This window comes from Mesorhizobium sp. M7A.F.Ca.CA.003.01.2.1 (genome assembly GCF_003998945.1).
GTDB classification, from domain to species: domain Bacteria; phylum Pseudomonadota; class Alphaproteobacteria; order Rhizobiales; family Rhizobiaceae; genus Mesorhizobium; species Mesorhizobium ciceri.
In genome coordinates this window covers 1-6,971 of sequence record NZ_RZRA01000195.1, presented here as the reverse complement: position 1 = coordinate 6,971, position 6,971 = coordinate 1, and the positions used below count along the sequence as shown (strand labels likewise).

Annotated in this window: 8 protein-coding genes; 3 read left to right on the top strand and 5 right to left on the bottom strand. The window is 62.6% G+C overall.

What is annotated here, in order from left to right; all coding sequences use genetic code 11:
- Positions 1–198 precede the first annotated feature (198 nt).
- From EN969_RS10730 to EN969_RS10720, 3 genes are all read right to left on the bottom strand, one after another.
- Positions 199–618: a DoxX family protein gene (locus tag EN969_RS10730; RefSeq protein WP_013532413.1), complete on the bottom strand. Its 420-nt coding sequence runs from the start codon at positions 616–618 to the stop codon at positions 199–201.
- A gap of 235 nt (positions 619–853) precedes the next feature.
- Positions 854–2,251, bottom strand: coding sequence for a class II fumarate hydratase (gene fumC, locus EN969_RS10725; RefSeq protein ID WP_013532412.1), 1,398 nt, complete (start codon positions 2,249–2,251; stop codon positions 854–856).
- Between the two features lie 158 nt (positions 2,252–2,409).
- Positions 2,410–2,889 (bottom strand): cupin domain-containing protein, encoded by a 480-nt coding sequence (locus EN969_RS10720; protein ID WP_013532411.1) that lies wholly within the window; start codon positions 2,887–2,889, stop codon positions 2,410–2,412.
- A gap of 106 nt (positions 2,890–2,995) precedes the next feature.
- Here EN969_RS10720 and EN969_RS10715 point away from each other — a divergent pair, with 106 nt between their 5' ends.
- On the top strand, positions 2,996–3,994 hold the full coding sequence (locus EN969_RS10715; RefSeq protein ID WP_013532410.1) for a LysR family transcriptional regulator: 999 nt from the start codon (positions 2,996–2,998) through the stop codon (positions 3,992–3,994).
- Here the strand turns inward: EN969_RS10715 and EN969_RS10710 are convergent.
- Both EN969_RS10710 and betI read right to left on the bottom strand, forming a co-directional pair.
- Entirely contained in the window at positions 3,979–4,737 is a 759-nt protein-coding gene (locus EN969_RS10710) for an SDR family oxidoreductase (protein ID WP_013532409.1), read from the bottom strand. The genes EN969_RS10715 and EN969_RS10710 overlap by 16 nt on opposite strands.
- 123 nt (positions 4,738–4,860) lie before the next feature.
- Entirely contained in the window at positions 4,861–5,499 is a 639-nt protein-coding gene (betI, locus tag EN969_RS10705; protein ID WP_013532408.1) for a transcriptional regulator BetI, read from the bottom strand.
- 81 nt (positions 5,500–5,580) lie between these two features.
- Here betI and choX point away from each other — a divergent pair, with 81 nt between their 5' ends.
- Together choX and EN969_RS10695 are read left to right on the top strand one after the other, a co-directional pair.
- Positions 5,581–6,519 carry a choline ABC transporter substrate-binding protein gene (choX, locus tag EN969_RS10700; protein WP_013532407.1) on the top strand — a complete coding sequence of 313 codons (939 nt, stop codon included), beginning with the start codon at positions 5,581–5,583 and terminating at the stop codon, positions 6,517–6,519.
- An 8-nt stretch (positions 6,520–6,527) separates the two neighbouring features.
- The coding region (locus EN969_RS10695) for an alpha/beta hydrolase (RefSeq protein ID WP_164758215.1) at positions 6,528–6,971 on the top strand (444 nt) is incomplete at its 3' end.

Below are 6,971 nucleotides of genomic sequence, written 5' to 3'. Positions count from 1 at the left end.
AGCAGCAGCCGGGAGAGCAGGAGCAGCGCGTTGCGGGGCATGTTCACCTCCGTTGTCGGCCGCCGGCCGGCCTCGTCCCGATAGCCCCGATCCTATCAGAAACTCCGGCCGACAGATCGGCGGTCATGCACCAACAACGAAAAAGCGGCGCGGAAAATTCCGCGCCGCTTTCTTGTTCGGCTATTGCCGGGTCTTGGCTCAGCCGCGCTTGGCGTCGATCGAATAGGCACCGGCGCCCGAGGAAGCCAGCACGAGGAAGCCGCCCGCAATGGCGAGGTTCTTGAGAAACTGGATCATCTGCATCTGGTCGGCCCAACCGGTATGGGCGACCAAACCGGTAGCGACCGTGAAGACCGCCAGCACCCAGGCGACAATCCGGGTCTTGAAGCCGACGAGGATGGCGAGGCCGCCGAGAAGCTCGATCAGGCCGACGACGGTGGCCGTTACGGTCGGCAAGGGCAGGCCGAGGCTGCCGAAATAGCCCGCTGTTCCGCTAATGGCGGTGAGCTTGCCGAAACCTGAAAGCAGGAAGATGACCGCGAGCAGGACGCGGCCGAGGAGGATGGTGGTCGAGGCATTGGATGCGCCGGAACCGGCGACTGAAATGTTGGTGGACATGGTGGCTCTCCGGGATGGGTTGATGCCGGGGAGATAGAGCAAACCGACTGTTCACCAAAGCCACCAGACTGGCGACACATTGTTCACAGTACTTACGTTTCCGTGATCGGGCGGCCTGCGCAAAATTCGCTTCGGGTGAGGTCGTGACGGGAGTAAATTCTCCCCTCACGAAATACCGGGCTTTTGGTTGACGCAATTCCGGACCGAAAACCGCAGACACTTTTCCTGGAATTGCCTACCCCGGATGCGTCATATCCTCCGGCCGCACCAGCCGGTCGTAATCGGCTTCGCTGACCAGCCCGGTGGCGAGCGCTTCCTCGCGCAAAGTGGTGCCCTTCTTGTGCGCGGTCTTGGCGATCTTGGCGGCATTGTCGTAGCCGATGGTCGGCGCCAGCGCCGTCACCAGCATCAGCGAGCGGTCGAGTGCCGCCTTGATGTTGTCTTCGCGGGCCTCGATGCCGACGACGCAATTGTCGGTGAAGGAGACCGAGGCGTCGCAGAGCAACTTCACCGACTGCAGGAAGTTGTAGGCCATCAGCGGATTGTAGACATTGAGCTCGAAATGACCCTGGCTGCCGGCGAAGGTGAGCGCCGCATTGTTGCCGAACACCTGTACGCAGACCTGCGTCAGCGCCTCGCACTGGGTCGGGTTGACCTTGCCCGGCATGATCGACGAGCCCGGTTCGTTTTCCGGCAGCGACAGTTCGCCGAGGCCCGAGCGCGGGCCTGAGCCGAGGAAGCGGATGTCGTTGGCGATCTTGAATAGCGCGGCGGCCGCCGCGTTGATGGCGCCGTGCGAAAACACCATGGAATCATGGGCCGCCAGCGCCTCGAACTTGTTCGGCGCGGTGACGAAGGCGATGCCGGTGATGGAGGCGATGCGATCCGCGACCCTTTCGGCGAAGCCGACCGGCGCGTTGAGGCCGGTGCCGACGGCGGTGCCGCCCTGCGCCAGTTCCTGCAAGCCGGGCAACGTCAGCTCGATGCGCTTGATCGACGAAGCGACCTGCGCGGCATAGCCCGAAAATTCCTGGCCAAGCGTAAGGGGGGTGGCATCCTGCGTGTGCGTGCGGCCGATCTTGATGATGTGATTGAACTCTCTGCTCTTGGCGGCGAGTGCCTTGTGCAGGTGCTTCAGTGCCGGCAACAGATCGTGCACGATGCGTTCGGCGCAGGCGATGTGCATGGCTGTCGGATAGGTGTCGTTCGACGATTGGCTCATATTGACGTGATCGTTGGGATGCACCGGCTTCTTGGAGCCCATGACACCGCCCAGCATCTCAATCGCCCGGTTGGAGATCACCTCATTGGCGTTCATGTTGGACTGGGTGCCCGAACCGGTCTGCCAGACCACCAGCGGGAAATGCTCATCGAGCTTGCCGTCGATGACCTCTTGCGCTGCCTCGACAATCGTCTTGCCGATCGCCGGATCGAGCCGCTTGAGCTCCATGTTGGCTTCGGCCGCCGCCCGCTTGACGATGCCCAATGCGCGCACGATCGACGCCGGCTGCTTTTCCCAGCCGATCTTGAAATTGCCGAGCGAACGCTGCGCCTGCGCGCCCCAATACCGGTCGGCGGCGACTTCGATGGGACCGAACGTGTCGGTTTCGGTTCTGGTCTTTGCAGCGGTCACGGGTCTCTCCTTGTCGAAGTCGGCAACGGCGTATCGCGTTGCACAAACGGCTTCAAGCGGAGAATGCGGGCGGCGAGGATGCAAATCGGTTGAAGGCGCGGCGCGTCTCTCCTTCTCCCACAAAGGGGAGAAGGGAAGGACTGCGCAGTTTCGGCCTCTCACCCCAGCGGCGGACCGACAATGTCGATGCCGTTTTTTGCGCAAAGCTGCACCAGTGCCGCGATGATTTCCGGTGTTGGTTCCATCAGCGGCGGCAGTTCGGGCTGTTCGGCGGGACGGCTCGCCTGACGCAGCATCGTCTCAAAATCCGAACCGCGCGTGATGGTGAGGGTGCGCGCACCTTCCGGGGATTCGACCCGGTAGGTGTGCGGCAGGCCTTTCGGTGCGATGACGGTTTCGCCGGCGTCCGCAATGCGTTCGTGGCCGTCGATCTGAAAGCGCAATCTCCCCTCCAGGATGTGAAACACTTCGTCTTCCCTGCGATGCGCATGCAGCGGTGGCGAGTCGCCATAGGGCATGTGATGCTCGACGACGCAGGTGCCGTCCTCTCCTGCTATCGACGAGACGTGGATCGCGACGAGCGTGTTGTTGAACCAGAAGAGTTCCTTGCCTGTGATCGTGCCGGGGGTCATTGTCATGGCGTGTCTGATCCTTCTGTTGCCTGTGCCTGCTGGGCCGATGACGATCTAGCCAGGGATACGCCGACAACGGAAATCGAATGATCGTATGGGGCGAATTGATGCGATGAATTTGAACGCGCTCGACCTCAATCTCATCAAGGTGTTCGACGCCCTTCTGCGGGAGAGAAGCGTTACGCGTGCCGGCGAGCAGATCGGCCTCAGCCAGCCTGCCGTCAGCGCTGCGCTCAATCGCTTGCGACATCTCCTCAACGACCAGCTGTTCGTGCGACGGGGCAATGACATGATGCCGACACCGCGCGCCGAGAGCATGGCCGAGCCGTTGCGCGTGGCGCTTCGCGAGATCGAACGCGTCTTCCATTCGGCCAAGGCGTTCGATCCGGCGGAACTGGAGCGAACCTTCACGTTCATGGGGGCGGATTTCTTTTCCATGATGCTGATGCCAGCGCTGGCGGCACGCATCGCTGGCGCCGCGCCGCGCGCGTCGCTAAGGTTTCTCGATAGCGCGCGCGGCGATGTCTCGCGGCTGCTCCAGGAGGATGAAATCGACGTAGCGCTCGAGCGTCCGCTGGAGGTCTCCGACTGGGTCTCAAGCACGCCTCTGTTCCATTCACCATTCGCCATCATCGCCGCGCACGACAACGCTGCGATCAGGCAGGCGGGAATCATGGAAGGCAAGACTCTGCCGATCGACCTCTTCTGCGAACTGCCCCATATTCTTCGTTCTATCGACGGCTCGATGTCGGGCTCCACCGACGAGGCGCTCCGCAAGATCGGGCGAACGCGCCGTGTAAGCCTGACCCTGCCGCACTTTCAGGCTGTCGCATTAGCCGTGGCAAATGGAAACCACCTGTCGGCGGTGCCCAGGCAGTTCGCGGTTTGGGCGGCCGAGACCCTGCCGCTCGTCATCTTTGAACCACCGCTTCCCATTGCTGTTCCGGAAATCAGGATGTACTGGCACGCGCGCCACGACGACGAGCCACCCCATCGCTGGGTTCGCGATCAGGTCCTGGAGGCGGTAGGCGTACTTGGATTTGTAGAAAGTGGCGTCGCAGAAAATGTCGGCGCTTGGCGTGGCGCCCGGACGGATCAGCCCGCAGTATAACCACCGTCGACGGAGAAGACCCCGCCGCTGGTCCAGGCCGCCTCGTCGCTAGCGAGGTACACTGCGATGCCCGCCAGATCGTCGGGGCGGCCGATTCTGCCAAGCGGATAGCTGCGCTCGACATAGGCTTTCAGCTCGGCCTTTGCCTCGGCCGGCAAATTGTCGACGGTCTTGCGTCGCATGGCGGTGTCGACAGTGCCCGGCGCGATGGCGTTGACGCGGATGCCGCGCGGGCCGAGTTCGAAGGCCAGCGATTTGGTCAGCGAGTTCAACGCGCCCTTTGACAGGGAATAGAGGCTCGACGGCCGCTTCGGGATCATCTTGTTGGCGAAATAGGACGAGACGTTGATCACCGACGCGCCGGCCGCCAGATGCGGCAGCAGACCCTGGGTGAGGAAGAACACCGCCGTCACATTGAGCGCGAAGGATTGCTGGAACTGCGCCTCGCTGACGGTCTCGAACGGCACCAGGAAAGCCACCCCGGCATTGTTGACGAGAATGTCGAGCGGCCTGCCGGATTCTTTGACGTGCTCGCCGACGGCCGCGATGCCGGCCGAGGTGGCAAGATCGGCCGACAGCGTCTCGATAGTGCCGCCGAGCTGCTTGGCGGCAGTGTCGAGCTTTTTGGTGTCACGGCCGACGATCAGGACGTCGGCGCCCTCGCGCGAAAAGGCCTCGGCGATCGCCAGGCCGATACCGTCCGACCCGCCGGTAACCAGCGCGCGCTTTTTGTGAAGTCTCATCGGATGCTCCGAGATTTCTGCGTCGTCGAGAGCACCGTATAGTGGCGGCCAAGGTCAAGCCGTCAGCCAATCCCACGGTATGAACTTCGACCGCCGCCACCCGGCAGGCCGGCCGAGGCTGGTTTAAGCGCCGGCGGTCGCAAGCTCCCCCAAAGCCAGCCGTCCCGCGACATAATTCTTGACCTGGCGGACAGCCTGTTCGCGCGACACGCTGCCCGGCTGCAGGCCGAGCCGCAACCAAAGCCCGTCGATCAGCGCGGTGACGCCAAGCGCGATGTCGTCGGCATCTCCGGGCGAGGCGAGGCCGCGCAGGCCCGACAACAGGTTCGAGCGCATGCGCGCATGGATCACCCTCTGGATACGAGCCATCTTCTCGTCGCGCGGCACCTCGGCGCAGAGCGACAGCCAGGCATGGCAGAGAGGCGGCTGGAACAGATGCTCCTCGAAATTGCCCTCGATCACCGCATCCATGCGCTCCATCGGAGTCTGCGCCCGGCGAAGCCGCGCGATCACCGCCTGGCACAGGACGGCGTTTGCCTCACGCATCGCGTGCTCGAACAATTCCTGCTTGTTGCGGAAATAGTGCAGCACGATGCCCTTGGAGGCACCGGCCTGCGCCGCCACCTTTTCCAGTGTCGCGCCGGCAATGCCCTCGCGCTCCAGCACCGCGAAGGCCGCCTGCCGCAATTCCTTGCGGCGGATCTCACTGAGACGCTTGAGTTTCACGGGATCGGTCCATGCATTTCGAATCCACGTTGACATCTTCGTCCGTTCAGATCAAGAATTGACCCATGGGACAATAAAAAGACCAATTGGTCAATTTTACGGACGAGGAGAACCGAAATGTTGCGCATCCTTGCAAATGGCGTCTGCCTTGCCGGCCTCATGTTGGCCACTCATGCGGCCCAGGCGGCCGAGGCCGAAGAGTGCAAGACGGTCCGCATGGCCGAACCCGGCTGGAACGACCTTGCCTTCACCACAGGAGTCGCAAATGTCCTGTTGGAGGCGCTTGGCTATCAGCCGCAAAGCCAGGTGCTCGGCATCAACGTCATCTACGAGGGCATGAAAAACAGGGACCTCGACCTGTTCCTGGGCTACTGGGACCCGGCCATGGTCACCTATTACGAGCCCTACAAGAAGGACGGCTCGGTCGAGAATGTGCGCGTCAATCTCGTAGGCGCCAAATACACATTCGCCGTGCCGACCTATGTCTGGGAAGCCGGCGTCAAGGACATTTCCGACCTGCACAAATTCGCCGACAAATTCGGCAAGAAAATGTACGGCATCGAGCCCGGTTCAAACCAGTTGATGATGGACGCTATCGCCGATCCCGCCTTTGGCCTGGACGGCTGGCAGGTGGTCGAATCGAGCGAAGCCGGCATGCTTTCCGAGGTCGGCTACGAGATCAAGGAGAAGCAGTTCATCGTCTTCCAGGGCTGGGCGCCGCACCCGATGAACATGATGTACGACTTCAAATATCTGACCGGCGGCGACAAGTTCTTCGGCCCGAATTTCGGCGCCGCGACGGTGACGACGCAGGTGCGCAAGGGCTATCTGCAGCAATGCCCGAACGTCGCACAGTTCTTGAAAAACCTCGCCTTCGACATCGATTTCGAGAATGTCGGCATGGGTTATCTGATCAATGACGGCATGAAGCCGGAGGACGGCGCGCTGAAGGCAATCACGGCCAACAAGAGCCGTCTCGATGCCTGGCTCGCCGGTGTCACCACCTTCGACGGCCAACCCGGCCTTGCCGCGGTCAAGGAAAAGCTCGGCCTGTGAGGGCGGCGGTGCTGAATGCCTGCGCGAACCAGGACGGCTGGGCCGGCCGCAAGCAGTTCGTCACTGTCGGCAATCTCGACATCGCCTATGTCGAGATAACAGGCGCCGAGCCGGCACTGCTGTCGGTGCACGGCTTCACCGACACCAGCCGCAGCTTTTCGCTTCTGGCGCCCTATCTGGCCGGCCGCCGTCTGATCATGCCGGATCTGCGCGGCCACGGCGCCTCGCAGGCCGGCAAAGGCTGCGGCATAGCCGATTTCGCCGACGATATTGCCGGGCTGATCCTACGCTTGCGGCTCGACCGGCCGCTCGTCGTCGGCCATTCGCTGGGCGCCATGGTGGCCATCGCATTGGCAGGGCGACACAGGGAGCTGATTGGCGGGCTGGTGGTGCTGGCCGGCACGCTAAAGCCCGATTTCGCGCCGGATCATCCGCTGGTTGCGGGCGTCGAG

Bases quoted from the DNA above. Each gene is read 5' to 3' on its own strand.
- EN969_RS10730 (WP_013532413.1), bottom strand. From the start codon at position 618: ATGTCCACCAACATTTCAGTCGCCGGTTCCGGCGCATCCAATGCCTCG.
- EN969_RS10720 (WP_013532411.1), bottom strand. From the start codon at position 2,889: ATGACAATGACCCCCGGCACGATCACAGGCAAGGAACTCTTCTGGTTC.
- EN969_RS10715 (WP_013532410.1), top strand. From the start codon at position 2,996: ATGAATTTGAACGCGCTCGACCTCAATCTCATCAAGGTGTTCGACGCC.
- EN969_RS10710 (WP_013532409.1), bottom strand. From the start codon at position 4,737: ATGAGACTTCACAAAAAGCGCGCGCTGGTTACCGGCGGGTCGGACGGT.
- betI (WP_013532408.1), bottom strand. From the start codon at position 5,499: ATGTCAACGTGGATTCGAAATGCATGGACCGATCCCGTGAAACTCAAG.
- choX (WP_013532407.1), top strand. From the start codon at position 5,581: ATGTTGCGCATCCTTGCAAATGGCGTCTGCCTTGCCGGCCTCATGTTG.